This window comes from Shimazuella sp. NTD248, from assembly GCF_059510395.1.
Genome location: NZ_JCAJZT010000001.1, coordinates 206,439 through 232,894 on the forward strand (window position 1 = coordinate 206,439; position 26,456 = coordinate 232,894).

Annotated in this window: 27 protein-coding genes and 3 pseudogenes; 8 read left to right on the forward strand and 22 right to left on the reverse strand. The window is 38.8% G+C overall.

The genetic code is table 11. The annotated features are described in order from the left end of the window. Window positions 1–4 precede the first annotated feature (4 nt). The 10 genes from AC5WOE_RS01095 to AC5WOE_RS01140 all read right to left on the reverse strand — a co-directional run bounded on the left by AC5WOE_RS01095 (window position 5) and on the right by AC5WOE_RS01140 (window position 8,078). On the reverse strand, window positions 5–1,063 hold the full coding sequence (locus AC5WOE_RS01095; RefSeq protein ID WP_496051694.1) for a 2,5-dihydroxypyridine 5,6-dioxygenase NicX family protein: 1,059 nt from the start codon (window positions 1,061–1,063) through the stop codon (window positions 5–7). A gap of 47 nt (window positions 1,064–1,110) precedes the next feature. Next, entirely contained in the window at window positions 1,111–1,914 is an 804-nt protein-coding gene (locus AC5WOE_RS01100; RefSeq protein WP_496051695.1) for an SDR family NAD(P)-dependent oxidoreductase, read from the reverse strand. Between the two features lies 1 nt (window position 1,915). Further along, entirely contained in the window at window positions 1,916–2,818 is a 903-nt protein-coding gene (locus AC5WOE_RS01105; protein ID WP_496051696.1) for a VOC family protein, read from the reverse strand. A gap of 7 nt (window positions 2,819–2,825) precedes the next feature. Next, complete coding sequence (locus AC5WOE_RS01110; protein WP_496051697.1) at window positions 2,826–3,077, reverse strand: dihydrodiol dehydrogenase; 252 nt, start codon at window positions 3,075–3,077, stop codon at window positions 2,826–2,828. Between the two features lie 54 nt (window positions 3,078–3,131). Beyond that, window positions 3,132–3,638: an aromatic-ring-hydroxylating dioxygenase subunit beta gene (locus tag AC5WOE_RS01115; protein ID WP_496051698.1), complete on the reverse strand. Its 507-nt coding sequence runs from the start codon at window positions 3,636–3,638 to the stop codon at window positions 3,132–3,134. Window positions 3,639–3,676: 38 nt separating this feature from the next. Continuing rightward, window positions 3,677–5,029, reverse strand: a complete 1,353-nt coding sequence (locus AC5WOE_RS01120; RefSeq protein ID WP_496051699.1) for an aromatic ring-hydroxylating oxygenase subunit alpha — start codon at window positions 5,027–5,029, stop codon at window positions 3,677–3,679. Window positions 5,030–5,060: 31 nt separating this feature from the next. Further along, complete coding sequence (locus tag AC5WOE_RS01125; protein ID WP_496051700.1) at window positions 5,061–5,804, reverse strand: maleate cis-trans isomerase family protein; 744 nt, start codon at window positions 5,802–5,804, stop codon at window positions 5,061–5,063. Between the two features lie 5 nt (window positions 5,805–5,809). Next, the gene (locus tag AC5WOE_RS01130; protein WP_496051701.1) at window positions 5,810–6,535 is read right to left on the reverse strand and encodes an isochorismatase family protein; all 726 of its coding nucleotides are present in this window, start codon (window positions 6,533–6,535) and stop codon (window positions 5,810–5,812) included. A gap of 13 nt (window positions 6,536–6,548) precedes the next feature. Continuing rightward, the gene (locus tag AC5WOE_RS01135) at window positions 6,549–7,208 is read right to left on the reverse strand and encodes a GntR family transcriptional regulator (RefSeq protein ID WP_496051702.1); all 660 of its coding nucleotides are present in this window, start codon (window positions 7,206–7,208) and stop codon (window positions 6,549–6,551) included. A 708-nt stretch (window positions 7,209–7,916) separates the two neighbouring features. Continuing rightward, window positions 7,917–8,078 (reverse strand): hypothetical protein, encoded by a 162-nt coding sequence (locus AC5WOE_RS01140; protein ID WP_496051703.1) that lies wholly within the window; start codon window positions 8,076–8,078, stop codon window positions 7,917–7,919. Between the two features lie 430 nt (window positions 8,079–8,508). Here AC5WOE_RS01140 and AC5WOE_RS01145 point away from each other — a divergent pair, with 430 nt between their 5' ends. Beyond that, window positions 8,509–10,050: a recombinase family protein gene (locus AC5WOE_RS01145; protein WP_496051704.1), complete on the forward strand. Its 1,542-nt coding sequence runs from the start codon at window positions 8,509–8,511 to the stop codon at window positions 10,048–10,050. 105 nt (window positions 10,051–10,155) lie between these two features. On the opposite strand, the pseudogene AC5WOE_RS01150 reads toward AC5WOE_RS01145, so the two are convergent. Then, window positions 10,156–10,284 (reverse strand): annotated as a pseudogene (locus AC5WOE_RS01150) (flagellar biosynthesis protein FliA); the annotation flags it as partial. A 326-nt stretch (window positions 10,285–10,610) separates the two neighbouring features. Here AC5WOE_RS01150 and AC5WOE_RS01155 point away from each other — a divergent pair. Beyond that, entirely contained in the window at window positions 10,611–11,780 is a 1,170-nt protein-coding gene (locus tag AC5WOE_RS01155) for a glycosyl hydrolase family 18 protein (protein ID WP_496051705.1), read from the forward strand. Window positions 11,781–11,835: 55 nt separating this feature from the next. Here the strand turns inward: AC5WOE_RS01155 and AC5WOE_RS01160 are convergent, their stop codons facing one another. The 3 genes from AC5WOE_RS01160 to AC5WOE_RS01170 all read right to left on the reverse strand — a co-directional run bounded on the left by AC5WOE_RS01160 (window position 11,836) and on the right by AC5WOE_RS01170 (window position 15,581). Continuing rightward, complete coding sequence (locus AC5WOE_RS01160) at window positions 11,836–13,359, reverse strand: recombinase family protein (RefSeq protein WP_496051706.1); 1,524 nt, start codon at window positions 13,357–13,359, stop codon at window positions 11,836–11,838. A 1,583-nt stretch (window positions 13,360–14,942) separates the two neighbouring features. Further along, the gene (locus AC5WOE_RS01165) at window positions 14,943–15,143 is read right to left on the reverse strand and encodes a hypothetical protein (protein WP_496048163.1); all 201 of its coding nucleotides are present in this window, start codon (window positions 15,141–15,143) and stop codon (window positions 14,943–14,945) included. Between the two features lie 177 nt (window positions 15,144–15,320). Next, on the reverse strand, window positions 15,321–15,581 hold the full coding sequence (locus tag AC5WOE_RS01170) for a phage holin (RefSeq protein ID WP_496051707.1): 261 nt from the start codon (window positions 15,579–15,581) through the stop codon (window positions 15,321–15,323). An 854-nt stretch (window positions 15,582–16,435) separates the two neighbouring features. Here AC5WOE_RS01170 and AC5WOE_RS01175 point away from each other — a divergent pair. Further along, window positions 16,436–16,747, forward strand: a complete 312-nt coding sequence (locus tag AC5WOE_RS01175; RefSeq protein WP_496048165.1) for a hypothetical protein — start codon at window positions 16,436–16,438, stop codon at window positions 16,745–16,747. A 60-nt stretch (window positions 16,748–16,807) separates the two neighbouring features. Here AC5WOE_RS01175 and AC5WOE_RS01180 read toward each other — a convergent pair. Then, window positions 16,808–16,909 (reverse strand): annotated as a pseudogene (locus AC5WOE_RS01180) (IS3 family transposase); the annotation flags it as partial. A gap of 520 nt (window positions 16,910–17,429) precedes the next feature. Here AC5WOE_RS01180 and AC5WOE_RS01185 point away from each other — a divergent pair. Together AC5WOE_RS01185 and AC5WOE_RS01190 are read left to right on the forward strand one after the other, a co-directional pair. Then, window positions 17,430–17,960: a hypothetical protein gene (locus tag AC5WOE_RS01185; RefSeq protein WP_496048166.1), complete on the forward strand. Its 531-nt coding sequence runs from the start codon at window positions 17,430–17,432 to the stop codon at window positions 17,958–17,960. A gap of 30 nt (window positions 17,961–17,990) precedes the next feature. Continuing rightward, window positions 17,991–18,623, forward strand: coding sequence for a hypothetical protein (locus AC5WOE_RS01190; protein ID WP_496051708.1), 633 nt, complete (start codon window positions 17,991–17,993; stop codon window positions 18,621–18,623). Window positions 18,624–19,331: 708 nt separating this feature from the next. On the opposite strand, the gene AC5WOE_RS01195 is transcribed toward AC5WOE_RS01190, so the two are convergent. Beyond that, window positions 19,332–19,523: a hypothetical protein gene (locus AC5WOE_RS01195; RefSeq protein WP_496051709.1), complete on the reverse strand. Its 192-nt coding sequence runs from the start codon at window positions 19,521–19,523 to the stop codon at window positions 19,332–19,334. Window positions 19,524–19,657: 134 nt separating this feature from the next. On the opposite strand from AC5WOE_RS01195, the gene AC5WOE_RS01200 reads away from it, so the two are divergent. Continuing rightward, the gene (locus AC5WOE_RS01200) at window positions 19,658–20,170 is read left to right on the forward strand and encodes an acyl-CoA thioesterase (RefSeq protein WP_496048169.1); all 513 of its coding nucleotides are present in this window, start codon (window positions 19,658–19,660) and stop codon (window positions 20,168–20,170) included. 122 nt (window positions 20,171–20,292) lie between these two features. On the opposite strand, the pseudogene AC5WOE_RS01205 reads toward AC5WOE_RS01200, so the two are convergent. The 3 genes and pseudogenes from AC5WOE_RS01205 to AC5WOE_RS01215 form a co-directional block, all read right to left on the reverse strand. Continuing rightward, window positions 20,293–20,472: pseudogene (locus AC5WOE_RS01205) on the reverse strand (sigma factor); the annotation flags it as partial. Continuing rightward, entirely contained in the window at window positions 20,459–22,078 is a 1,620-nt protein-coding gene (locus tag AC5WOE_RS01210; RefSeq protein WP_496051710.1) for a recombinase family protein, read from the reverse strand. The pseudogene AC5WOE_RS01205 and the gene AC5WOE_RS01210, both read right to left, overlap by 14 nt. A gap of 31 nt (window positions 22,079–22,109) precedes the next feature. Next, complete coding sequence (locus tag AC5WOE_RS01215) at window positions 22,110–22,277, reverse strand: hypothetical protein (RefSeq protein WP_496048171.1); 168 nt, start codon at window positions 22,275–22,277, stop codon at window positions 22,110–22,112. Window positions 22,278–23,012: 735 nt separating this feature from the next. Between AC5WOE_RS01215 and AC5WOE_RS01220 the strand changes: the two genes are divergently transcribed. Together AC5WOE_RS01220 and AC5WOE_RS01225 are read left to right on the forward strand one after the other, a co-directional pair. Then, window positions 23,013–23,231 carry a hypothetical protein gene (locus AC5WOE_RS01220; protein ID WP_496048172.1) on the forward strand — a complete coding sequence of 73 codons (219 nt, stop codon included), beginning with the start codon at window positions 23,013–23,015 and terminating at the stop codon, window positions 23,229–23,231. 69 nt (window positions 23,232–23,300) lie between these two features. Then, on the forward strand, window positions 23,301–23,738 hold the full coding sequence (locus AC5WOE_RS01225) for a beta/gamma crystallin family protein (protein ID WP_496048173.1): 438 nt from the start codon (window positions 23,301–23,303) through the stop codon (window positions 23,736–23,738). A 198-nt stretch (window positions 23,739–23,936) separates the two neighbouring features. Here AC5WOE_RS01225 and AC5WOE_RS01230 read toward each other — a convergent pair whose 3' ends face one another. The 3 genes from AC5WOE_RS01230 to AC5WOE_RS01240 form a co-directional block, all read right to left on the reverse strand. Then, window positions 23,937–24,659 carry a methyltransferase domain-containing protein gene (locus AC5WOE_RS01230; protein ID WP_496051711.1) on the reverse strand — a complete coding sequence of 241 codons (723 nt, stop codon included), beginning with the start codon at window positions 24,657–24,659 and terminating at the stop codon, window positions 23,937–23,939. 278 nt (window positions 24,660–24,937) lie between these two features. Next, window positions 24,938–25,225 (reverse strand): hypothetical protein, encoded by a 288-nt coding sequence (locus tag AC5WOE_RS01235; protein ID WP_496051712.1) that lies wholly within the window; start codon window positions 25,223–25,225, stop codon window positions 24,938–24,940. Window positions 25,226–26,218: 993 nt separating this feature from the next. Further along, window positions 26,219–26,428 (reverse strand): hypothetical protein, encoded by a 210-nt coding sequence (locus AC5WOE_RS01240; RefSeq protein WP_496048176.1) that lies wholly within the window; start codon window positions 26,426–26,428, stop codon window positions 26,219–26,221. Window positions 26,429–26,456: the final 28 nt, after the last annotated feature.

A 26,456-nucleotide genomic window follows, 5' to 3' on the forward strand; every position in this document is an offset into this window, starting at 1 on the left:
TTCCCTATTCCTTTTCCAATTTCAGTGAAGGTTCTACAATGTTTCCTGCTTCAATGATGACTTGATTATCGAGATAGATGGTACAGTTTTGCATCGTAATATCGTAGTGACAAGGGGTATGGCGTCCCACAAATGCATTCGGTCCAGTTGACCACATGAAATTTCCAGCATAGGCACGCGCATCCATCCCATAGGTCTGATTCCCATAAAATCCCAAAGCATCCCAGAGTGCGGTCTCGTCTAGTCCAAATCCAAAGTGTGATGTGGCATATACTTCACGATCATCCCACGCTTGGAAAAACTTTTTAAATATCAGCGTATCTAGACCTTCACCTGTAATCTCGGTAATATAACCGTCTTTGATATCAATGCTGATTGGACTTTGCACATAGCGATTTAATGGAAGAATAATATCGCCTACATCAAGGACAATCCGTCCATTCGAAGTTCTATCGATTGGATAGAAGGCAACAAATCCGCCGGCAAAATGATCCCATCTGCCAGATTGATCAGTATACCCATATTGCATAATTTTTGGTTCTTTTTTCCCGATTTGAACCGATACATCTGTTCCTGCTTCTGTCACTACCCGCATCGTTTTGGAATGAACAATCATTTCATGAGCTCTTTCCACTCTTGTTCGCAGCGACTTGCGAGGAAACATTCTTTCTAAAATTTCTTGGGGCTCCCATACCATCAACATCCGGGCTCCATGTTGTAATGTGATGGAACGAGCTTGGGTATGCACCAATCCTTCTGCTGTAACATCAATAACCATATCTGCTTTCTTTAACGACTCCATAGCAAAAGGATATTGTTTAATATATTGATCAACATCAAGAGAAGGCCGTCCACGGAAAGGAAGTTCCGCATGTCTGATCCCGGGAAATTCAAGAGATAATCCGTGTGCTCCAAATGACTCAATCGCTGCTAAAAACGCCTCTTTATAGCCTGGTCTGGATTCTGGCTGGCTTATGACGACCACATTTTCGTTTTTTTGAACTTGACAAAGCTCTAATTCATCTATAAACAATTTCGTTAGCTGACCTATGTTTGCACCCATCTCTCCAATTCCTCCTTATAAAAAATTTATCTATTGACTAGATCTATTTATATTTCGTTCGATATTCCACCAGATACTTTCGTCAGACCACGAATACTAATTCCACAATCGGCTTGGATAATCGTTCCTGTGATTGTTTTCGCATCTTCTTCCGAAGCGAGTAACACATATGGGCCTGTGTAATCATTTCCCTCTGGGATAAATGGCAATGGTAACGCATCTTCTACCCCAGAGATAATCGAGGGAACTTGTTTACCCATTGAGACAGGCATGGACATTTCGGTAGCCACTACACCTGGGGCTACGCCATTTACCCTGATCTTCGGTGCTAATTCAAAAGCTAATTCTTTCACTAGACCGGCAATTGCATGTTTAGAAGCGGTATATAACGGCCCTCCTCCAGCTGAATAGAAGCTGGCGTGCGAAGCGGACATGACAATACAGCCATTGGTCTTGAGCAGCTCAGGTAAGGCAGCCTTTACAATCAACAGATATCCCTTGACATTAATGCTAAACAGTTCATCAAATGCTTGACTAATTCGGTCTTCAGGAATATCTATCAAAGGAGTATTGCCATCATATATGCCTGCATTAGGAACCAAAATATCTAACTTGCCGTATGCTTGTACTGTTTTGGCAACCGCTAATTTATTATCTTCGAGCAGACTCATATCTCCCGCAATCGTGAGCATTTGGTCACCAAATAAGTCTTTAATCTTTGTTAACTTATCATCCGAGCGGCCTGTTACGGCAACTTTTGCTCCCTCTTGGATAAATCTTTTCGCAACTGCCAAACCAAGCCCAGAGGAACCTCCGGTGATCAGCGCAACTTTTTGTTCTAATCTTTCCACTTTACGTCCCCCTATGAAAAGATTCTGGTGCAGGACTATCGGACCAAACGTTTAAAGTGTCTTTCATACTCCGCCAATAATTAGGAGGTGTACTTGGGTCAATGATGGCTGCTTCACTAGAAAGCTCAAATCGATTGCCGCCCGGTTCCCAAAAATAGATGAATAGGTTAGGGCCAATCGGGTGTCTTCCTGGTCCAATCTCTAAGGTAATATTAAATTGTGCCAGCAAATCTGCTGCCACTTTCATATGTTCAAAGCCTGTCATTGCCCAAGCAAAATGATGCAGTGTTTCTTGACGATTATTTGCTTTGGTAATGCCAATGTCGTGATGATAATCTCTAGAACGCGTCCAAGCCATCGTCCAATCACCTGAACTTGTTTTTGGCTCCACGATATCCGAAAAGCGAAAATCTAAAATTTGCTTTAGGAAGTCTGCTTCTTTTTTTACATCCGCAGCCATCAGATTGATATGATCAGCATTGAGTGGAGCAAAACCTCTTGTTCTATGAAAAGCAGGATTGGCTGGATTTAAATAGCGATTATCTTTTACGATCACCAATTCCATCTGATTACCACTTGGGAGTGAAAAGCGAATTCCTTTCTCTTGACCTGGTTCATGACCAGCTACTTGGAGTACTTTTACTCCATGCTCACGTAAACGTTTGCTGTAAAAAGCTAATTCGTCTTCCGTTTCCATCCGAATCGCAAAATGAGCAACACCAGAGCCTCCCTCTTTGATGGCGAGATCATAGTTTTCATCCAGCCCGCATCCAAGATATACGATGCCATCCCCACGCGCGATTTCGACTAATCCAACCACCTCTGTATAAAAGGCAAGTGCTTTTGCTAGATCATTTACTTTTAATTCTGCATGCTCAAATCGTTGTGCTTTGGGTTGACCCATATCGATTTTATCCCCCATCATTTATTTGATCTGATTCATCATCTTCTTGGTGAACACCATAATATTTTTCAAACAATCGGGTAAAAAGCTCCGGTTGTTGGAATGAGATACTTTCTAATTGCATCGCATCCAGCATAATCGTGGTTCCTGATTTCATCGACGTGATCTGAAGCCTCTCCCCATTACGCGTGTACACCTTACGTACATGTACGACTGAAAATTCATTTCCTATTTGAATAACATCCGATAGTTTATCCATGTAAACTTTATCACCTCTCTTTATAAATATTTGTAATCGTTTTCAAATTCTCTATCAAAAGAAGACAGCCATATTATTCATCGGTACGATGGTGTGATCCAGATATACCAATCGCTTTGCCAGCTTCCACTCATCGCCTAGCTTTCTCAATGTGTCGTGCCGTTCTCCTGAAATCAAGCTGTAAGAGGTTTCGTCAAATTTGCTGCGATAGAGCAAAAAGTTGATTTTACACAAAACCTCATTCCCCTGCTCTCCCGCTTTGAACCGAAAATTAGTCAGAAAACGACGGGTTCTCGATGGAGGATCTTCCGCCCAGTCATAATCGCCAAAGGTACGGCTCACCCTCATTTCTAGGGAAGTTTTTGTTTCATTCATCAACCAATTTTGTGCACTAAAATGCGATTCCGCTGCTTTTTCCCGTGTTAAACGTATCGGCACTTGGTAAATCAAATCATCTGTCATTAACGCTAGCCACTCCGTAAATTGTCTATTATCCAGCAGTTCCGCTTCATGAAGGAAAAATTCAACCCCTTCAGCATAAGCCGTATTGTGCATATCCATTTATATCCTCCTAAGCTAAATTTATTAAACTGAGGATTCTATTCTTTGTTGCCAAGCATATCTTTCATATACCTCACATACATGGTTCGTAAGTTACCTTCTTCAAAACGAGGATAGTAAGCAATGCCCGGAAATGGCCAATCTTCCACGATCTCCGCACTACTCATGCCTTCCATACCCATCTGATAATTGAGCAACAAGTTCTTTTTGGCAAATTGTCCTTTTGCATTTTTAGCAATGGACTCCCAAGGAATAGCGTCATCCATCTCGAATGTACCAGCGATCCCAAATGAAGAAATACCAGCTTTCAGTGAATTTAGTTTAAATTCTTCCGGAGTGTTTTTATACATCATAAACCAGTCCCATACTTCGATCTCATCCACAGACCGTGGTCTCCATACCCGCCATGTAAACAATGGGGTCGGGGGAATATTATCGGGATCTGGACTAAGCGGTAACATGAGAAAAGATGTATTTGGGAAGATATTGCCCACACATACGCGGGAACCCCGAGCCAGTTCAAATTGTTTTTGGGTTAAGTTATTAAAATTAAAAGTATTGACAACCTCTTCGGGAAAAGCCCAAAATTTCGGACCTGGGTTATTTGGGTCTAAATCTATGGAAAAACTGATCCCATTTCCATTACCAGTTTGGATATGGTACCCCTTCATATTTTCAACTAATGGAACAGGCATCACTCCAATGTCGTAGGTGGATTTATGCAAATAGAGCAGATGATAATCATCCCCGCTAAAGTTCTCAGCTGCTTGCTTCCAATTGGCTTTAATCACCCAGCGTTGTGGTTCTCCCAATACTTCCATGCCTTCATCTTGCAAGGAAAAGATCATATCTAAATACCATTTCATTCCACCTAAAGATTCTTCAAAAGAAGGACCATCTTCTTCCAGGCTCACAAAAATTAGCCCATGAAACACTTCAATCCGTGGTGGTGATAATAATCCCCAATCCTCTCGAGCTAAACCTTTATAAGCATCTCGAAAGGCAGGAGTTCCTACCAAAGATCCACGGTTATTATAGGTCCAGCCATGATAGGGACAACGAAAGTGAGATGAATTTCCCTTTTCTGCTCTGCATACAGCCACTCCACGATGACGACAAGCATCTAGAAAAACCTTAATTTCTCCTTGTTCCGTTCTAACCACAATAAAGGCATCGTCTACGATATAGCGCAATACATAATCTCCGGGTTCAGGTATTTCCGATTCGTGTGCTAAAAAATTCCAATTCCGAGCAAAGATACGTTCTTGTTCCGTTTGATACAGCTCAGCATCACTAAAGAGATTAACTGGAAGTACTCCCTCTTCCAATCCTTCACTCATTTCTTCGAGTAAATTTTTTATTCTAGGCGAAATTTTGTTTTTTTCTTCCACATGATTCACCTCTTATGAAGTAGTAGTATCGTTACTTGGACAAAAGAGCTCCTGCCTTAGGAACTAGGGTCTCCAGTTGAAGATTCTTTAATATCTGATAAACAGTAGCCGTTGCCGCGGAAAGCACAGGTAAACCTAAGCGATCTTGAACGATTTGAATAGCGGGCAGGGAAGGCATCTGTACACAGGCCGATAACACCACAGCATCTGCATCACGTATGTTCAAATTATCTGAAAGCGCTACCAAATTCATCGGATCTAATTTCCCAACTTCCAGATTATCGGCAACTTCTAAACTGATGGAATCGACTACCTCAACACCACTTGCTTGTAAATATTCGATAACTGTGTTTGTAAGGGTTTTCATATATGGCGTAATAATCGCAACCTTCTTAGCTTTGAGCACGGAGAGTCCTTCCACCAAGGCACCGGCACTACTAATCACGGGTGCAGATGCTCCATTTTCTTTGGTGATATTGGACAGCCTCATTTCGGAAATACAGTGATAGCCAGGTCCTTGAGCCATGATCGCTATCAAACAAGCATATGCGATAATATCACACCTGGCATCTGACAGCTCTATGGCACAACGGTCACTATCTCCATCCATTTTGGTCAGTTCTTCTTTGGTTACATGCTGCATTCGCATCCGACTGGAATGAAAGGTAAAGCTTTCACTTGGATACAACTGAGCTCTCTGTTGTAACATCGCAGGAATTTCTGTTTCCATCGTTGTATTGGAGCTGGGAACAACTAGTCCAACTCGAGAATTCAAAATACTCACCCTCTCATTGCATCTCTTCTGTTATTGCGTGAGATTTCTTTTAATTGCCTTACCACTTCCTCCATCGGCATAACATCCGCATATTTTTGCTGCATATCATACAAGTTGACTGCATGTGAGGTAATACCTCGATCAAATACACATTCTTCCGGGACAATCACTCGATAATTTAGCGAAAAAGCATCAACCACAGAAGCTCGAACACACCCACTCGTCGTGCACCCAGCGATAATCACCGTATCTACTAGGTGTGCTGTTAAATAGGAAGCAAGTGGAGTCCCAAAAAAAGCACTAGGTTTCTTTTTGGAAATAACCAATTCGCCTTTCTCCGGTTTTAATGCATCGACAATCTGTGTACCTCTTTCTCCTCGGAGATTATCAGGGTGATCAAAAAAGTTACCTTTGATCCCTACATTGTCATTTACTAGGTCTTTCTCGCCCTCAATTTTTGTATAAAACACAGGAATAGGAAGAGCTCGTCCTACTTGTAACAGCTGCTCGATATGTTCAATCGCTTCCCAGCTTTTCTCCCCACAACTCAGTGGGTGTTTTTGGATCGATTCTTGAATTGGCTCTGATTTTTCCCCAGTAAAACCGTAAGTTACATCAATAATGACCAGTGCAGGATTTTTCCCAATCCCTGAAGAATGACCAAAACCTGCATTGGTGTAAACAACTTTGTCCTCCTGCTCCAAGTACTTTTCCCAAATTTTTTTGCCCATATTATCCCTCGAATTATTCTTTTTCTCCTATTTCTTTTTGCAAAGCTTCTAAGTCATTTAGGATATGTTCTTGCATTCGCGATGCTGCCAACTCTGCATCTCTAGAAACAATCGCTTGGAGTATCGCTTGGTGTTCTTTCAAAAAATCATCATTACCATAGTAATACTTGTGGAAAAACGTATTTCGGTAGAGCAGAATCAGCGCTTCGATTTTTTGAAGCATTTCCTTCAAACGTTCATTTTTACTAGACAGAACAATATGCTCATGAAACAAAGTGTTTAGCTGTACAACATCTTCGATTTTTCGTTCTGTTAATGCTACACTTGCTTGATCTAAAATTTTTTCCAACTCTTCTATTTGCTTGCTGTTCATCCATTTAGCTGCCCAATAAGCAGCTACACCCTCTAAACCACTGCGAACCTGAAACAGTTCCAAAACATCTGTTACATTTGGAGAATAAACCGTTGTATTCCCATCATGATTTACAAGCAGCCCTTCTTGTTCCAACTTCCGAAATGCTTCCCTCACAGGACTCCTGCTGACTTTTAATTCTTTTGCTATTTGAGAATCCACCAACCTTTCACCTGGTTGATACTTTCCTGTCACGATCAACGCTCTTAAATTCGTATAAATTTGTTCGTAAAGCGGAGGATTCTTTCTCACCTCAATCATGAATAATTCTCCCTTACTTATTTTATTCATGTATCTTTAAATCAGTCGACAGTATATTGTCGACAGTATTTAGTATAGAGCTTCCTTTGGAAACTGTCAACCTCACCTTGACCATATGATCACAATCGGTGTGTTTGCCAATCCCTTCGAAAAGGTCCACTATCAAATTTTCATAAATAGTAGAAGACTTTATCGGAATAGAACCAGCATCTAAACTACAAAACATAATTTGTCCTATTTTCCGTTTTCGAAATAAACAGCAGTGACGAAAAAGGTAATTTGATCAAATACGAACTGTATCCTTTCCAGAACTAGAAAAAATCATAATCAAGTGTCTAGAAACAAATTCCTATGATTGTTACTAAAATTCCGAAAAGATAATCCAAGTAATTTAATAAGTATCATCATGCCTCTAAAAGTATAATCCAATAAGCCTCTGTACAAATGTTCCAGAGGCTTTATTTTTCTCTTATTTAATCGTCAGAGAGAGCATCATTCAATTGTAACACCTGTATATCTGCATTACGCTCTGCAATGATGCTAAAGTTTACATTAGCTTACGTATCATTTATATAATATGCGAAGAAACATTCTCGCTTTGTTGTTAGTTAAATTGAGCGACCTGCCAACATCAGAAGACATCAGCAGGTCAAAGCGAAATCCTCAAAGGAGCAGCAATAACTCGTCTTCCTTAGAGTAGAACTATCACTATCTACAGCTCAATCTTTTGAGGTCTTGCTCCGCCCCATTCTTTTCAGTAGGGCTTTCACTGTTGAGCCTTCGGTGGGTTGCATTGTCCACATCAGCATGAACCTGCCTCCCTACTTTAGCTTCCTCCTCAAGTTGCTCTTTTGTTTTTCCAGGAGCCATAGGATATCCTCCAATCAGGCATCCCTATCTACAGTAACGTCATAATAATATAAATAAAACAACAAACATCCTATTCGCTGTCCAAATGACGTAAAACTTGACAACTTGAAAATAAAAGTAAATGACGGCAGTTTTAGTCAAAAATGTTGTAAAGTATATGGAGTGAAAGAAATAGAATGACAATAAGCAATCTAGTTCAAAAGATCGCTTTTAGATTCATATTCATCCATATCTGACGCTTTATTCCTTCTAATCTTTCCATTCTCTCTTCTTCCGTTATGTGCGGAGCAACAATACATATAGTTGTACGATTGATCTGATATACTTAGCTATATTGATGATCTTGCATATGGATCACCTCTGTAAATCCTATGCAAATCCATCACTAGGACAACCATAAAACTTCGTTTAAAAGGTGTGAATTTTCACAATGGAAAGGGTTGCAATGTACCTTCGTAAATCCAGAAGTGATATTGAGGCAGAAGCACGAGGTGAAGGGGAAACACTAGCAAAGCATAAAAAGGCTCTCCTACAAGTAGCGAAACAACAAAATCTAAACATTATTAAAATTAGACAGGAAATTGTTTCAGGAGAAAGTCTTATCCATCGCCCAGAGATGATGGAGCTGCTAAAAGAAGTAGAAGCGAAAATGTATGATGCTGTTTTAGTGATGGACATGGATCGGCTTGGTCGTGGAAACATGAGGGAACAAGGTCTAATTCTTGAAACCTTCCAAAGCTCGAACACAAAAATCATTACTCCTCGAAAAACATATGATCTTCATGATGAGTGGGATGAAGAGTATTCAGAATTTGAAGCATTCATGGCTCGCAAAGAATTAAAGATTATCAATCGGCGGTTACAAGGCGGACGCGTTCGTTCTGTAGAGGAAGGTAATTATATAGGAACAAGACCACCCTATGGTTATGATATTAAAGAAGATTCGTCAGGACGTTATTTAATTCCAAATGAAGAAACTGCACCTATTGTTAAAATAATTTTTGAGCTTTACACACATGGTGATCACAATCAGCGTTTAGGCTCTAACAAGATTGCTAATCATCTTAACTCACAAGGCTTACGTACATATACAGACAAGCTTTGGACGGGATCTAGTGTAATGAACATCTTAAAAAATGCTGTATATGCTGGTCGGATACAATGGAAGAAAAAAAGCTATAAGAAGTCAACTGATCCCACAAAAGTTAGAGAAAGTAAAACAAGACCTATTTCAGAGTGGATAGATGTTAAAGGAAAACATAAACCAATCATCTCTATGGAAACGTATCAAAAAGCCCAAAATATATTAAAAACGAGATACCATGTTCCTTATAACTTAGTAAATGGAATATCCAATCCCTTAGCTGGATTAATTAAATGTGATATGTGTGATACCTCTATGGTTCTAAGACCATATACAAAACAACCTGCTCATCTTATGTGTTACAACAAAAACTGTAAAAACAAAAGCTCCCGTTTTTCTTTCGTAGAGGAAAGACTTATTTCTGTTTTGCACCAATGGCTAGAACAATACAAGCTCCAATGGAAAGTAGATGACCGACCTAATCACGACCATCACAATATAGCAATAAAAGAAGTAACAATCCGCAACTTGCAACAAGAGCTGAAAAACTTAGAATCCCAAAGAGGTCGCTTGTATGATTTATTAGAGCGAGGCATTTATGCTGAGGATACATATATAGAACGATCACAACATATCGCAAATCGAATGAAAGAAATTCATGGAACAATCGAAAAATCTATCACTGAATTAGCCATTGAAAAAGATCGTGCAAGAGCAAAAATGGGTATCATCCCTCGTGTAGAAAATGTTTTAGGTTTATACTCCCAGATCAACGATCCAAAACAAAAAAACACCCTTTTAAAGAGTGTATTGGATAAATGTACATATCGAAAAGAAAAGAACCAAAGAAATGACGAGTTTACATTAGTTATTTACCCAAAAATATAAATTGTGTCTCTCCCCATCTGTTGTCGGATAGATAGAGACAGCCAAAACGAGACGGATGCTCGACGGGATCAGCCTTCGACTTCGGTTGCTTTTTTTAGTCATATTTTCAATATACAGATAAACCACGAGAGTGAATTCATTTCCTTCTTTATCTGTTCCGATGGGATCATGTAAGGATACATCTTTCCGTGCTTTTTTTAGCGAACGTAAGTGCATTAAAATTTCTAACCTAATGTCTATAGTGGTGCGTAAGATATATTTAAAACGTGTAGATTTCTACACAGTCATTGAACGACACATTTCCCTCGCCAACATTTGGATTTTATCCCTCCTTTTCCTTTTTTTACTCAAATCGATTGTTTCATCTCCTCTTTTGCAATCTTCTGATTACTGGCAAAGCCATCCGCTTCCAATAATTTTTTTCAATTCTTGTTTCAATCTCTTCATTTCCCAGTTCAAATGCAGTTTTAAGCTCCACTCACTAACTTGGTTTTACCAAGTGAATAAAAAAACAAAATAAGAGAAGCACTAAGTTTAACAACCATAAAAAGGGGATAAAAATGCGAAAAATTTCTCTTATCTTCATTTTATTTATCATGCTATTGCAAGGATGCAATACAAATCCACAAAGCAGGAAGGAAAATACTCCAAGTAATCAATCAACCCAATCAAAATTAGAACGAATGACGAGTAGAGGCAGAGTGCTTCCTGGAAAAAGGGGGGATAATACACTTCCAACAAATAGAGTCAGACCACACATTGAGTCCATTGGTTTTTTGGAACCAATAATTCCAACGCAAGCTGTTAATGATGTTAAGGAAACAGCTCGAAATTTGACTTATGTTGCTTTTTTTAGTTACCGTGCTCAAAGCAATGGAGATTTAATTTCGATCAATGATGCATTCCCCTTGGCAACTACAAAACAGAAAAATGCAGTTCCAATGTTAGTGATTACTAACTTCGCTAAAGGAAATTTCCAACCAGATATCGCACATCAGATCTTTACGAATCCAACATCATCTAAACGGTTGATTTATAATGTGATTCGTGTCATGAAGGAAAAAGGATATCGAGCTTTAAACGTAGACTTTGAGCATATCTACGTAAAAGATCGTCAGTTGTATAACGGATTTTTGGCAACTCTATTGCCAATGGTTAAGAAGGAAGGCTATCTTGTATCCACCGCTTTAGCTCCAAAATCTAGTGACAAACAGGATGGTCCTTGGCATGGAGCACATGATTATGCTTTTCATGGGAAAATAGCAGATTTTGTAATCCTCATGACCTATGAATGGGGTTGGACTGGTGGGCCACCAATGGCAGTCTCTCCGATCCCTCAAGTTCGTAAAGTTATAGATTATGCCATTTCAAAGATCCCCAGAGAAAAGATCATTATGGGGGCACCTCTATATGGTTATGACTGGACACTGCCATATCAAAAAGGTGGTCCGAAAGCAAAACGAGTGTCCCCTCAAGAAGCTGAGACATTCGCTCAAATAAAGTCGCTAAGAACGCAATACAGTAATCGAGATCAGGCTCCATATTATTTCTATACAGATAATCAGGACAAAAAACACGTAATCTGGTACGAAAACACACAAAGTGCCCAAGCTAAATTTAACTTAATTAAGGAGTATGGACTTCGAGGTATCGCTTATTGGGTACTCGGTGAAGATTTCTCTAAGAACTGGTCCCTACTCCAAGAAAACTTCAAAATACGTAAGTATTAAAACAAAAAGGTTCTGGCAAATGTCAGGACCTATTAATTTATTTTGAAGACTCTTTTTAAAACGTGTAGATTTCTACACGATCATCATGCAGCACTATCTCTCTAACCACTTGGCGGATTAAATGTTGTTTATCCTCAAAGGTTAACTCTTGTTCCCCTTTTTTGCTCAAATAATACTCAGCTGCTTCTCTTAGTACTTCCACAGTATAATAATGATCCTTATCTTGTTTCACTTTCTGCCGTAAACTCATTAATTTTTGATCCAACTCATCCTCTTTATCCTTTAATTCTCGAATAGATTGCTTTATTTCCTCTTCTGTCATATCCTCATCATCTGCAAACGCAAAGAGCTTTAATACCTTTTTCCTTGCCTTCCTTGTTTTTTCAATTTCCTTTTCTAATCTCTCCATCTCAACTTGTTCAAATGTTGCAATTTCATCTTCTGGAGTGAGCTCATCAGCAATAGTAGCTGTAATCTCTTCTGGTTGATCCAACCACTCTAATAACTGGTTCCAAACATGAGTATCCAGTTCCTCACACTTCATACGAAAACCACAACCTGGATGTTTTGCACCTGAATAATTTTTTTTATCCGTATACTCAAATTCATATTTACCCCAATTTCTAGCCCTTCTTCCAGTAAGGGTATTACCGCACTTCCCACAGCGTAATAACCCGCTTAATAAATAAGAATACAAACTCTCTTTAGTAAAACGTCTTCTAGAATCTTTTATTAATTTTTGTGCATGATGATAGGTAGCTTCATCAACTATAGGAGGACAAGGAATTTTAATCCATTCATCTTTTGATCGTAGTTTCATGGAAACCTTTTCTTCCTTAGAGCGAAATTGGTTGCCCAGCATTCCTTCTGTATTCCACTTGTTCTGATAAAACTCGCCCATAAAAACAGGATTTAATATGATTTGTCGTACCACTTGTCGATGCCAAACTTTAGCACCTCTTTTGGTTGGTATGCCTTGAGCTGTGAGAAGTTTTGCAATCCCATTAATTCCTTTTACCTGATCATTAGGCTTAGTAAAAAGATCGAAAATTAGTTTTACTACTTTCGCTTCTTCCTCCTTGATTTCTAATTGTTCTGTCTGCTTGTTGTATGTATAGCCATATATGATAAAATCCCGTAATACTTTTCCTTGCTTTGCTTTCTCTTTACGACCTCGACTTGTACGCTCCTTTATTTTTGCTTTCTCAAACTCGGATATTGCACCACGAAGGCTATAAAACAAATTCCCTTCTGGTGTCTTAGCATATTCACCGTTTACAAATTCCAACTTGATTTCTTTTTTGTCTAGTTCATCCGTAATAATTAGCTGGTTCATTAGTTTTCTTGATAAGCGGTCTGGATCGAGACAAATAACTTTGTTTATCAACCCTTTACGTGCATCGTCTCTCAATTGGGTGAGAGCAGGACGATCTATAAACTCACCGGAGAAACCATCATCTATATATTCAATTATCTCTGCACTGTTTGCTTTCTTCCGACATTCCTTTATCTGATCCTGGAGACTGAACCCCTTCTTCGCTTGTTCTTCTGTACTCACACGTGCGTAAACTCCAATCAACGTTTAACTTCTCCCTTCTATACTTATCAATAAGAAAGTTATAACAATTCCGGCGAAGTTTGTCCGCTAATTCACCTTGTACAATAACAACAAGCATCTCAATCACCACCTAATATATAGGTATGCAAGAGATGCTTGTACTACAGCGACATATGCTATTTTTTGTCTTCTTCGACAAGTCTTTTGATGGCTTTTTCTAAAACCTCTTGAGTCTGTAGCATAAATAGTTTTGAATAAACGAAAAAACCCAATCTTCTGGTAAGATGTAGTTTGCAGACCAACATCACCAAGAAGACGGATTTCTCTAGATCTTAGCAAAAAACATCTTAGAAGAACATCCCCTCATTCCTTTGGTTCACACAATTAGAAAGGCTTTTGGACGAAGCAAATATAGAACAACGGACTGGACCTGGGAGACGACCTGTTTTTAGTCATTTGCAAATTCTGAAATGCGTTGTGTATCAAGTATCTTATCGAATTATTGGTTTTCGAGAATTGGTATTAATGATAATAGGAAATGCGAGGATGTGGGACTTTCATTATGCCTACAGCAATTACAATTGCAATGTCTTTGGGTAATCATGGTACCAGTTGCTTATGTGTTATCTAAACCTTATGCATTACTAGGCATTTGATCAGCATATCCGATTTGTGATACCTGTATGCTTGTCTAACTATATGTATTTTATCAATTTGTGTGGAAGAAAAAGCAACATCATAGTTTGTTTGCGGAATAAAACAACAAAAACAGGGAGGTAAGCTACCTTCCTGTTTTTTTCTATGGGTATTCCATTATTAGCACCGGGAACTGCTCAGACGGGCTAGGGAATCGCTTATGGACGAAACACTAAAGCCGAATCTAAGTCAGTCCCCCCACGACCACTGGTTTGTGGTCATGAGTGTTCATCTAATTTCCTTGTCGCCGTGGCCTTTGGCGATCCCAGAAATAGAAGAACCCCGGAGGCGCGTGGTACTATCCCCCTGGAGGCTTGCGCTACTCTCAGCTAATACTAGGGAGAGTTTTCTCTACCTGGTTGTGTACTAGATCGAGTTTAGAGGCCTCGCTTCTCGCGCACCCGCTAAGCGGGTCAGGGGCGGAGTTTCAGCTTTCGTAGCATGGGTACCTCTCTCGAGCGCATTAAGATCATGGGAGGTATCCACCCCCGACCCATTCCTACACTAGGGCTCATCCCTCATTCGGTTACGGGTGGGGGCAAACTTCGAGCTTCAACGCTCCTCCGGTTGTCGAGTTTTTTGGAGCGGCCTTCGGTGGGCCTGCCCGAGCCTAACGCGGTTTTTGCAAACCGATGGCTCTGCACGTGGTTTCAGCGTGCACTATATAATTAGTATAATATAATCAAAAGATAATCACAATATCCTTAATGGTAATATTCTAAGTAGGCAATTATTTCAATAATTATGTTAGGATATCTACTTGCGGTGCGCTTATGGTTGAAGAGGTTGTTGCATTAATCGACCTTGAATCAGTTGGGAAAGACGCTTGATGTGTATGTTTTTAAGCGTCTGTTGCCCAAAAACACAAAGGACGCTTCACTCACTTACATCTGCGCTTTTGGTAGTAATTATGCAACAACCTCCTCTTGCATAGTAGAATCATGATCGACAACATCATATTGCAATTTTTTGTGAGTCTCCTTATCTATTTGACGTTTTAACGGTATAACAATTTCTTGTGGATCATCTTTTATCACAGGAGTAGTTGCAATAACAAATCTCTTGTGCTGGCTCGAGTTCGATTCGAAAAAACTCAGGAAGCGCATCACTTTTTTGCCTTTTATCAGCCACGATTGATAACTTCATCCTCGGAGGGAATCACTTTAACTTCTGCTACAAGTGTACTCCATGTAACTAAATAAACCGGATCGCTCTGCGTTGGAGGCGATTCCGGTTTATTTGATTGTGATAGTTCTGGATTCGGTTTCTGTGGTTGGGTTTTGTGTCTATAGATTTTGATTTTGATTTTGGTTTGTGCTATTGGTTTCGTCTGTCGGTGGTCTTTGTGGGGGGTCTGAGAGTATTCCCAAGATTGCTAATGCGTTTACTATTGTTGTTAATATGTTGGTCACTGAGTCTATTGTTGGATCTGGTATTGGATAGCCAAATAGGTTTGCGATTTGTTTGATCACGGATAATGATACTCCAATCACAAGGATCCACATTCCCCGATTCCGCCATTTGTTTTTGCTGCTTATTGATACCATTCCCTTCGTTATTTTGGTAATTTGCGCATAGTATTACGCTTCTTGTTATGACTACTATTGAGATTAGGTGGGTCTAGTCCTTCACGATCACCATCGCCACCATCACGGATAATGTCATGTGAGTTATTTTCAATATTTTCAGTATGTTTTGTGGTCACATTTACATGCTTCACAATGATTTTCTTCGTTCTTGCGCTTTTTGTAATTAATGTAAATTTTGATATATTCTTTCTTATAGTAATAGTTTACCAAAAGGCAATCAAAAGTACTACAGGCAAGCCAAAAAGAAACTTCTCATTAAATTGTAGATACCTGTACTAAATCCATAATTGAATATAAAACAACGGACGCTCGGTGTCCGCTAATAATACTACGAACACCGAGCGTCACTGTGCCGAGGGTTAGGTCAGCTCTCCTGATCCTTCTCTTGCTGCTCCCCCGCCGCCCTCCGGGCTGCGTCCGCGATCTCGCCCATGGAGATGGTTCCTCTCGTCACTAATGCATACAGGGAATCTATATGACTGACAACTAAATTATACAGAATCATCGTGATCTTTCAAAGCCTGATAACAGAATATTATATAGGTTAATGCAGAAAGATGTTTTCAATCTGCTATAGATTTGGAAGGAAGTTAGCAGCTCAAAATGAGTATGATCAGTATAAACACATATTAAACGAACATTTAAATCGTTGTAGTGATGATGGAACGGAGTCATTCTGATGGGAGAGTCACATGAGGGTTAACGACTGCGTTCTAAGTAACTAGATCGCCTTCTTTATTTCCATGAATAGTAAGAAGAAAAATGCACATCCTATATTTCGTAACTAATACTATTCTCTAGGAGAGATGTACATGTATCATCAGCAACAAATCAACCAGATAACCAGCCAGTTATCTCACATCCAATCTATGGCTCGACAATTACAACAAGCGGAGGCTCGTCGCCAACAAACCGAACAACAACATATCGCCGATGCCGCACATTGCAGACAACTTGCTCAACAAGTAGATCAAGCTGTTTCTCAATGTATTCAAGTTAGTAATCAAATTGCTCAAGCTCCTATACAACAATTCCAACAACCTGCTGGTGCATCTTATGCAATGACTCAACCACAAGCTCATTGGCAAACACAAGCTCCAAATCCTTCTGTACCTTTGGTATAAACACACAAAGTGACCGTTTGCACATAGCCCTGTCAAGTTAGACAATGAAAATAGAGTAAGTTAAACTGCGGCTTTTTCTCGATATTCAATCGGGGAAAGGCCGTTAAACTTTTCTTGAAAACGACTGTAATTGTAAAAATGAATATATGCTAGGATCGCTTTCGGATGAAATATAGTTTTTCTGTCTTCAATGGGGGTAGAACCACATGACCATCCAGTTAAGAAACATGAATATCCCTAAAACGAAAAAAGTCTTTCCTTTGAGAGTATCCTCAGAAAAAATCCTTATTTAGTTAGTGATTTGCCAATCCAATCGCTTAGCTTGATGGCTATGGGGTAGTGCCTCCAATATTCCGTAAATTATGTATTATTCAAACTAATACCAAAATCAATAAATTATATTTCAGTATCAGAGGTCAATCTATTGATATATAAGGTGTTGCGCTACTTTATAGACCGGATGCGAAGTATCGTGAGTGATCAACTGTCTATGTGATCCACAATATCATGGTAACACCATATTAGGAACTAAAAGTACAAAAATAGAGGGAATATTTATAATATAGTTAAATAACTGAATAGTATGTTATAATTTTAATATAGTTTCATTTTATAAAACAAACCTATATTTACATTTGATGGTTGTTTAGAAAAAATCATTCAACGAAAGTAGGGTTAAATTTTGTCCAAGAAATTTCCTACATCTAACAATGCTTTTATCGTTAACGCTAAGCCTTTCACAACTACAGAATCTGATAAAATCTTACCTTTAAGTCATAATATCGTTATAAATGGATCAGACATTTCTCATTCACCTGATTCAAAAGACATCCTACTAGCTCCTACCTACACTTATTCAGTAGAATATAACGTCCTTTTAGAACGAGGGAAAAATTTTGCTGCTGAAACTGTACTTGTACTGAATGGAAAAAATATCCTTGGTTCAGGAGTTTGGGTACCAGATACTTCTGATGGCACGTATGTTAGTCTTTCAGGAGGAGCCATTTTCAATGTCGAAGGAAATACACATGCCATCTTACAACTAAAGATTGATGATGAAGACTCCAATCTACGTAACAATGCTAACTTGACTTTTCCAAATGTTAGTATTCGGATTGTTCAATTAGGTAAAACGGATGGAATGGAAGATGATGGAGTTAATATAACTAAAAGTCAAAAAGTACAAGGTCCAGATGCTACAATCTTCAAGTAGTCCATAGTGGTAAGAATCTGGATGTACATGGTGACTCAAAAGAGACACAACAAGCTGAATGGATTGAACGAAGTCGTAGAATGGTGTAAGAAGTACAACGAGTTGGAAGATTATAGTTCAAGCGGGATTTTTTCGTATTTTATTACTGATATTGACGGTCAATTGATTTCTTGTAGAGATGAACCGCTTGAGATAGTGCAGCAAACTCTTTTTGTGACGACAAAAGATGATCTGCCTCCACGAGACTGGTACACAATGGAGGAATTTGCACCATTAGTGGGCGAAACGGTCGAAGCTGTAGAACAAAAGTGGCAAAATCACGGGTTTCTGTATCCTGAAATAGAAGGGTTAGTGCAACGATCAGGTAATGCGATTTTGTTCCACAGAGACGCGATCAATAAAGTTTATAACAACGCTCTCAATACAGTTTTGGGTGACAATACAGTTGATGGCAATTCTCCCAATTCCGTTTTGGGTGACAATACAGTTGATGACGATGCTCCCAATTCCGTTTTGGATGACAATACAGTTGATAGCAATTCTCCCAATTCCGTTTTGGGTGACAATACAGTTGATGACGATGCTCCCAATTCCGTTTTGGGTGACAATACAGTTGATGACGACGATAACAATGATGACATGGGTTACGGTTTGTTTGACTAATTTTTCTTTGTCGTCGCTGTCTGTCTTTGTCTCATTGCTCCCAATTCAGTTTTTGACGACGCTCCCAAGAATAGAAATCAAAAACATCACAAAAGAAAGTAATTACGTTATCGAATTTTCCCACTATTATAAGCATGACGAATATACCGGTGATCGTAACAAAGGGGAATTTCTCTATGATGAAATGAGGGGTGTCTAGGGATTGATCTATGTTTCAGTATCAGAGGTCAAATCCATTGATATATAAGGGTGTTGCGCTACTTTGCGGTTAATAATAGCACCCTGTCACTACGCCTAGTGTAAGAAATCATATGAAAATAAAAAAATCGGTTTTCCCATATCCTGCAAGTTAAAACAAAATAGTCCTCCAAAACAGAAAAAAACGCCATTCTTTCTTTTTTCAATCCTTAAAGAGAGAATAGCATTTTTTCCACTAGTGTGCCTATATTGTTTTAGCTTGAATGGTCACGTACAGTGATCCCAGATTCAAAAAAACCAAGACCAATTAATTGTTCTTGGTTTTAGTTACATTCCACTCTAGAGTAATCTCAAGAGTGGTGCCTCACCGGTCTCTTTTCGAAGTATCTATCCTCAGTTTCCTGAGGCAGGAGTGACCTTTATCCAAGGTGTCCGGTGGGGATCAGGGAGCATTCTTTGGACGCTCCTAAAATTATACTATTCTATTTTTAGGGAAAATTCAAGTTTGTTTCAGCAAAGGGTATTCGTTTTCTTAGCTTGATGGGCATGTGGTTCTACCCCAAATAAGAAAAAACATTTGATACAAGCATTGTCATAGAAATTCCCCCGTCTGGAACGACTTCCTTGAAGTTTAAGGTTTTCCAGCTTTTTCTCATACTCACTCGTCATATATTGAAATTCTTGATGGAAAAGTGCATCCAACCTTCTTCCACCTTTAAACAAACTACTTCTTGTTTGGTTTCTTCTGCTATAATATTTGAAAAAAGCAAGACATCAATACCAAAGTAGCCACTTATAGAATTAATAATGAATATATTATTGAAAGGAAAATGGAAATGGAAAAACGATTTTCAAGAGAATCTCGAAGCTACAAAACATCAAGGATTTTTCCCACTGATGTCAATAATCACAATACCTTATTTGGCGGAAAATTAATGGCATATATTGATGATATTGCATCCATAGCCGCAACTAGACACTGTCGTCAAACAGTAGTCACTGCTTCCACTGATTCTGTGGACTTTTTACATCCAATTAGACCATCTGATTCGGTTAGTTTAGAAGCTTATGTTACCTGGACTGGAAATACTTCTATGGAAGTGTTCGTGAAAGTTATTAAAGAAGATTTATATAATGGAGAGAGAAAAATAGCAGCTACGTCATTTCTAACTTTTGTTGCTTTTAGCAAAGATAACAGACCTATCTCTGTTCCTGCCGTGATTCCAGAAACAGAAGAAGAAGTTAAGTTACATGAAACAGCACCTGCTAGAGCAGAAATCCGTAAATTAAGAAGAGAAGAAAGCAAAGTATTGGCTAGTTTTCTAACACTAAAAAACCCTTGGGAATAATAAAAAGACTTCTGTTACTATAAAGATCAGTGTTTATCTTTGAATATAAAAATTATGATACACAGCAGGATTCTCGGTTTCGTGTGAGTGCCTCCAACACTCACACGAAACCATCCATTTATTCTTGCCCTCCTACGCCACACTATAGACATTAGAATATCATTCTCAATGCACCTAGCAGCATAGGTTGCCAACTTGGTTCCTTTGTTGGGTTGAAATGATTCAATTGCTTTAATTAAACCAATCGTCCCAATCGATATAAGATCTTCTGCGTCTTCTCCTGTATTCTCAAACTTTTTCATGTTGTGAACGTGAAACGATGTCAATTCGACCGAGTAATGTGTCCAGGTGCCCGACACAGGTCACTTCACAATTCGTCTGATCGTTGCTAAAGGTGAGGATAATCTCATCGATTAAAGATTGAATGATATACCTTTTCTTTTCAAAAGGAATATCTGTCTCCTTTTCCACTAATCTTCCTAAGAAATCAATCACCATTTTTATGCGTTCTTTTTCTTCCTCATTTTGTTGCTGTGCTTCTAGATTATGCTGGAGCTTTTGAAGCTCTGTCTGCAAGCTATTGATATCTTTGTTTATTTTACTCAAATCACGAAACATTTCGTCTTCGGAGATCACTTCACGAGTAAACATGATCTTTACTTTATCCCGCTCTTTCTCCCTTTCGGTCATCCGTTTTTTCATTGCCCCTATCGTATCAAATAATCGCTGATTGTGCTGAGTTGATGCTTCTTTTAACTGATTTACAATCTCATCTTTATCAACAATGGAACGAATAATGAGGTTCCATATATATTCTTCTATCACTTCTGCACGAAGCGTTTTTGTTGGGCATTTTTCCACACCCTCGCCAAATTTCCGAGGATTTTTATTGGGACAGCGGTAACAGCGATACCGCTCTTTTTTCCCTGATTGTTCATTTATTCTACCAGAGTAAGTCGTACCACTCCACATTCGTCCGCAATGACCGCAGCGGATCATACCTTTGAGCAGATACGAAAAGCGATTATTTCCTTTATTGGTCGTATTCTTTTCCTTCTGTCGTTGTGCTGATTCAAACAGTTTTTTATCGATAATGGCTGGAACTTCGGTGGTGATCCACTGAGAAGCATCCCGGTATTCATATGTTTTTTTGGGATTTCCATTGCTTGTTTTTTCGCCTTTTAGTTTCTTCACTTTACGGCGATTATAGTGATAGATTCCTATATACACCTCACTCGATAAAATGCGATAAATCGATGATCGATTCCAGTTTTTACTTTCTTTTCTCTTTGGTAATACACCCAATTGACCTAATTTGCGGCCAATCTCTCGATACGAAAGATGCTGATACACATACCACTCATATATTTGCTGTACAACCTTTGATTCTGTATCATTGACCACCAGCTGCGCATTAACCAAATCGTAACCAAAAGGAGCAGAACGCATCGGCATAATCTTCTTTTTCTTTTCGACAGCCTTTAATCTCCCTCTACTGGTTCGCTTTCGTATCATGGATAACTCATACTGAGCAATAGCAGACTGCATATTGAAAAATAACTGTCCTTCCGGTGTATTTTGATACTCTGCATCACAAAAAATAAGTTCTACTTCGTGACGCTCCATCTCTCCACATACGATCAATTTATCCACTAAATTACGACTTAAGCGGTCAGGATGAACGCAAATCACTTTATTTATCTTCCCTTGCGCCATATCTTGCCGAAGCCGATCCATCTCTGGACGCTCGATGTCCTCTCCTGATGCACCAGATTCTCTGTAAACTTCCAAATGATAAAGCCCTTGTACATGCGCCTTGTCCGTACACATCTCCACCTGTGTATCTAAACTCGTCCCTTCTACTGCTTGCAATCCTGTAGATACACGAGCGTAGATGGCTGTTTTCACTCCCCTTCCCTCCTCTTCATTAAGTATCTTTTCATCCAAGCAGATGAACTGGCTTTTCCTGCTGTTCTGTTAGTGCCATTTCCATCAAGACTTGAATCACCCGTTTCTTTGCTTCTAAGGATTCTTCTAACTCTGTTGAATGACTCTCAGGTTGGTTTTGAACCCATACAAATTGGACGGGATCTGTTTTTCGTTTCATCCAAACACCGCCTTTACTTGATATATACCAATTTATGAAATAGAGACTTTGTCCCATGCAATAGAAAATGACCTATCCATCACTGAATAAGTCACTTTAATTTATACTCAAGTTCATTTATTGAATTTTACGGTGGTGGCCACTCAAAGCAATATAGCAGAAAAAATGATCTTTTTCATAGATTTCGACTGCATAAATTAGATGTTTTTGTAGCGCAAGACAATGTTAATATTTAGATCCAACTATGTGTTTGAACAAAATAGGCACTTTGGGAAAGGAATTGTTCTTTGTTTACGAATCTTGAGAGCTAAACAACAACTCTGTCACTGAATCTAAGAACAAATGCAAATGGGAGTACATAACGATCTACCTAGCCACTACGCTGAGTCGATAAGATGTCTGGCTATGACCTTTCGATCATAACAAAGACATTATACCGCTCATTCGTAGTGGTTCGGTCAATCATGCAAGATACCTGTTGAAAGTATCTTACATGATCTTCGCTCACCTCATATACACCTTATGAAGATATATATGGTTGGGCTTAATCGTTATGTACTCTTGACTATATGATGTCCTAAATAGGAGCTATCATGCATACTTTGGAATATAGGATTATTTTCCAGTGTTGCCCCTCCATGTACGCTTCGTTCACGTACAGGTGATATAGTATATTGTGTCAAAGAAATGCCTAACGTACAATTTATTTTTCGATACGACTAGCGATGTGATCAAATGGAACTTCTGCAATTGAATGATATCTGGTACGGCAAAGATCAAACACCATATGCAGGTGTTACCACTCAGATCGATGCCATCACATCTCGCAATGTACAAGTGATGTTTGATCAAACTGTGAGTGTTGATGGCATACATACAAATGGCACCGTAATAACGCATAAACAGTTTCGGCTTAACTTTGATCCTAATCAGAAATTGTATTTGTTCGGTTGATAATTTAAAATTTTTCGCATATAATATAAAAGTGTGAATTTCCATAATATTTAAATAGGAGTTGTTTTGATGAAAAAAAGTATTGCTGTGTTGTCTTCTTTGGCTCTCGCTTGTGCATTAGCTGTACCAGCTACGTCATTGGCCGCACCTAACAATCATGACCATGATCGTGATCATCACCATCACGGGAATCATCACAACCACCACAAATCATGTGTAACACTGTATGAACATGTAAACTTCAAGGGTCGTTCCATCCAATTCTGTTCCAATGATAGTACCCTCGTAGACAATAAAGATAACAAATTGCAATTTGGCAAAAAGAATTGGAATGATGTTGCTTCATCTGCTAAAGTGTCTGGTGGCAATGGAGTTGTATTATATGAACACATCAACTACGGAGGACAGAAATTGAAACTGAAACCAGGGAAATACTCTGATTTTACCAAGATAAAGCTTGGTAACGGAACATGGAACGATGTTGTTTCCTCGCTTCGTATAAAATAAATAGAAATATCAAACCACATGACCTCTATGCTCTTAGAGATCGTGTGGTTTTCTAATGACAGGATTCGTGTTCTAATCCACAGGATTATTTCCATCTGTTGGTCAAATTACGGTTCGTCGTTCAGATGCTGGTTCTGAGCCTTGGCGTAGGATTTTTACAAAATGTTGGCGAGACCCCTTGTAAGGAAACTCGTCAATTTATTTCTTGGCGCTAATAATCTTTGTAGGTACCCACGGGCCAGACCACCATCCTTGCCACCCGGCATCTTTCATTTGAACATTTTTCATCCCCATCGAATTTAAAACTTCCACATATTCTTTTGATTTTCTTAAATCAGCTATGATAAGGGTTCCGCCTTTTTTTAATACACGATAGGCTTCTATTAAAGCTTTTTTTCTTCCTGCTTGATCTTTAATATTGTGAACGGCAACATTGCTCGTCACATAATCAAAACGCTCATCTTCAAAAGGCAAATCCATCATATTGGCGGTCTTCAACTCAATCTTATCTTCGACACCCTCCAATACTGAATTATGTTTTGTAACGTTTATATTATTACCAGACTGATCTATGCTTCTCCATAAATCAACACCCACTACTTTCCCTTTACTCCCAAGCCGTTTAGCAGCTATCAACAAAACAGCTCCTCTGCCACACCCTAAATCCAATATTTCTGAATCTGGATGAATGGATAGATGATCAAAGATCTTTTCCCAAATATTAAACTTTCCCCGAAAAGTCGAATGTAAATAAATAGACCCACATATTAAATAGAAAACTCCCACTATGAAGAGCCAATAAACCCATGAATATCTTTGACTAATGAAAACTAAACCAAATGAAACGAACACCAAACCTAAAGCAAAAAACATCAACGGGACATAGGGAGCATCTATCCCGTATTTTCCTTTTTTCTTCATCTCATCATTCCCTTAACTGAGTCATTTTTCTAATTTACTATACTTTTCTTGAACATGAACTATAAACCCTTGCCATTACTAATGTTTACATTTTTCTATCTATCGTGCCGGATTTGGAGTTATCTCGGACTTACCCCCATGAGGCGGTTCGTATTCTCGTCAGTCAGATAGATTCCATTTATTGTAATTCTTATTTACCCTTTTCAGGGGGATGGGCAAAAATGCGGGATTTAGCGGGATTTAGCTAGATTTCATTATTTGATTAGATCACAACAGCCTCAAGGTTGATATTTAAATTCCTTCCAACCATTACTTTTCAATCGGCTAACAAACTTATCATACTGGTCTGTGTTCAGTGCACGAATGTCTTCAAAAACAATCGTAAAACGCTTTTGTTTCACATCATAAATAACTCGCTCTATGTCATGATCAAAATCATCTCCATCCAAGCTGAGCGACATACCTATATGTGGGATAAAATCCAAATCTACTGATCTTCGAAGATGAAGAAACTTATCCCTTATCACTCTAGTATTAATAACATATTGGCTCATTGTAAATTCCATGATCACTCTTCTTCCATTATATGGTTGTGTTATCCCTCAGTCGCCGGATGCTGGTATACTTAGATGGTTCATACCATCGATGCTTACCAGATACATTTCTACCTCTTATATCAACGCATGATTCATAACCAGCTCTACAATCCGCCTTTTTACACACATGATTTGTTACAAATAAGCCTCAACCTAATCAGCACCTTGGGATTCCATACGTGTTTCACAATATTTACACTTCACATTCCTCTGTGTCCTTATCATGATAGAGGACGGAATGATGACGAACTTCATAAACTGAACCACAATTTGAGCATGTATGGATTTCCATTTATATCACCCTCCTGTTATCAGACTTTTCAATTATATCATCCTGTCTATTTTAAAATGAAATAATTTTTCTGATAATCAGAGTTGTGATGAACACCATCGAATCGATCCGAGAAAAGAAAACGAATTTTACACTTTTGAGTTTACTATTCAAAATCAACAAATTTCATTTTCAACACCCTTGTCTTGTTTTATCCTCCTTTTATTGCACCAAAAAGGGTGAATATTAGATATAGTTACAATTAATTTTGTTATACATTTTTGTTACAAAAAGAACCTTTATAAATCAAGTTTTTCAAAACTTATCTTGTTACGTACCAAAAACGGTCGTTTTTGATACATGGTAAAAACGACTAAAATATTATTCGAATACTTCCCTATAGATCTTGACGACCTTTTCTCACATCTATCTTGGATGGAACTTGTATTTTTTTATGATAAAATGAGTCGAAACCACCACTTCACCTTCGAGAGAGAAAATGATGGATCACACTTCCACCATCAGCAAACTCAAGGAATACGTCGAAAACAACCGGAACGAGTTCTGGTTCGTGGAGATCAAAAGTGATCAGATCACTCTCGTCACCAAAGATCCTAATGAGCAGTTCCTGAGCTTCGGTTACTATGAGAGCGGAGCATTCGCAAGTTCGTTCGGCATGACCAAGTCAAGCTTCATTCGAGACTCAAGGCGAGTGCCACGACGAGCGAAGAGGAAGTGGAACAAGCAGGTTCGGAATGGCATTCATCCCTGCCAAGTTCGATAAACTCTTCTCGAAGGCCATCTTGTCTCTGACAACTTCTAGTTGTACGGAGAAACCGGACAGTTTGTTGAGATTCTCGCTTCCAGCGATGAGACTCCACAACTGCCCGGACTGTATACAATTGTAAATTCATATAGATGAAGAAGTGT

What these genes read in the sequence shown, in the direction of transcription:
- AC5WOE_RS01145 (WP_496051704.1), top strand. Translation starts at nt 8,509, where the DNA reads ATGGAAAGGGTTGCAATGTACCTTCGTAAATCCAGAAGTGATATTGAG.
- AC5WOE_RS01200 (WP_496048169.1), top strand. Translation starts at nt 19,658, where the DNA reads ATGGAAAAACGATTTTCAAGAGAATCTCGAAGCTACAAAACATCAAGG.
- AC5WOE_RS01220 (WP_496048172.1), top strand. Translation starts at nt 23,013, where the DNA reads ATGGAACTTCTGCAATTGAATGATATCTGGTACGGCAAAGATCAAACA.
- AC5WOE_RS01095 (WP_496051694.1), bottom strand. Translation starts at nt 1,063, where the DNA reads ATGGGTGCAAACATAGGTCAGCTAACGAAATTGTTTATAGATGAATTA.
- AC5WOE_RS01175 (WP_496048165.1), top strand. Translation starts at nt 16,436, where the DNA reads ATGTATCATCAGCAACAAATCAACCAGATAACCAGCCAGTTATCTCAC.
- AC5WOE_RS01235 (WP_496051712.1), bottom strand. Translation starts at nt 25,225, where the DNA reads ATGGAATTTACAATGAGCCAATATGTTATTAATACTAGAGTGATAAGG.
- AC5WOE_RS01115 (WP_496051698.1), bottom strand. Translation starts at nt 3,638, where the DNA reads ATGGATATGCACAATACGGCTTATGCTGAAGGGGTTGAATTTTTCCTT.
- AC5WOE_RS01215 (WP_496048171.1), bottom strand. Translation starts at nt 22,277, where the DNA reads ATGAAACGAAAAACAGATCCCGTCCAATTTGTATGGGTTCAAAACCAA.
- AC5WOE_RS01170 (WP_496051707.1), bottom strand. Translation starts at nt 15,581, where the DNA reads ATGGTATCAATAAGCAGCAAAAACAAATGGCGGAATCGGGGAATGTGG.
- AC5WOE_RS01135 (WP_496051702.1), bottom strand. Translation starts at nt 7,208, where the DNA reads ATGATTGAGGTGAGAAAGAATCCTCCGCTTTACGAACAAATTTATACG.
- AC5WOE_RS01225 (WP_496048173.1), top strand. Translation starts at nt 23,301, where the DNA reads ATGAAAAAAAGTATTGCTGTGTTGTCTTCTTTGGCTCTCGCTTGTGCA.
- AC5WOE_RS01155 (WP_496051705.1), top strand. Translation starts at nt 10,611, where the DNA reads ATGCGAAAAATTTCTCTTATCTTCATTTTATTTATCATGCTATTGCAA.
- AC5WOE_RS01230 (WP_496051711.1), bottom strand. Translation starts at nt 24,659, where the DNA reads ATGAAGAAAAAAGGAAAATACGGGATAGATGCTCCCTATGTCCCGTTG.
- AC5WOE_RS01105 (WP_496051696.1), bottom strand. Translation starts at nt 2,818, where the DNA reads ATGGGTCAACCCAAAGCACAACGATTTGAGCATGCAGAATTAAAAGTA.
- AC5WOE_RS01130 (WP_496051701.1), bottom strand. Translation starts at nt 6,535, where the DNA reads ATGGGCAAAAAAATTTGGGAAAAGTACTTGGAGCAGGAGGACAAAGTT.
- AC5WOE_RS01140 (WP_496051703.1), bottom strand. Translation starts at nt 8,078, where the DNA reads ATGGCTCCTGGAAAAACAAAAGAGCAACTTGAGGAGGAAGCTAAAGTA.
- AC5WOE_RS01110 (WP_496051697.1), bottom strand. Translation starts at nt 3,077, where the DNA reads ATGGATAAACTATCGGATGTTATTCAAATAGGAAATGAATTTTCAGTC.